This is a genomic window from Pseudomonas sp. EA_5y_Pfl2_R50 (assembly GCF_963970475.1).
Taxonomy (GTDB): domain Bacteria; phylum Pseudomonadota; class Gammaproteobacteria; order Pseudomonadales; family Pseudomonadaceae; genus Aquipseudomonas.
Map to the genome: position 1 here is coordinate 1 of NZ_CAXAPT010000082.1, position 583 is coordinate 583.

Genomic DNA, 583 nt, shown 5'->3' on the forward strand with positions numbered 1-583 from the left:
TCGAAATCCATCGCGCGCACTTGCGCCCGGATTGCATCGATCTCGAACTCGCTCATCGCCCATTTCTTCGGCTATCGTGAGGCGTACCGATTGGAGCGGGCATCAGCGATGCGGTAGTTCTGTCAGAAAAGCTGATCGTCAGGGTTGCGCCGGCAATCGACCATGCGCTTGCGGTCTTCATCATTTCCCAGAAGCGACCGCCCAAGCGTAGAGCCTCCACCTTCGGACAGCCGACCACAGTCATGATGGTGGCTTGTGATGCATCATGGGAGAACGTCCCGCTGCTCGATGTCTTGGCAGTCCAGGTAAGTTCCCTGCCGCCAACACTGTTGCAGCTCACCGTTCCAGCGATCACGTGACCCTTGAAAAATGCGATAGTCGCGGCTTCCGGTCGCGATCGAGCGACGCGATCATTTTGGAGATCGCGCAGGACCCACACCTGGCCCATCAGCGGAACGCGTTGGGCCGCGCGATCAGCGGAAAGCGCCGCGGCCCAACTGATGCCCGGCACAGGGACGGCGATTAGCAACCATCGTGTAAGGCGACCTGCGTCGGTCATCATGTTCGTGCCTCCGTCGTTTCG

At 59.9% G+C, this 583-nt stretch carries 1 protein-coding gene; it reads right to left on the bottom strand.

What is annotated here, in order from left to right; genetic code table 11:
- Positions 1-52 precede the first annotated feature (52 nt).
- A partial coding sequence (locus AACY19_RS26805) for an META domain-containing protein (protein ID WP_339454507.1) occupies positions 53-583 on the bottom strand: 531 nt, incomplete at its 5' end.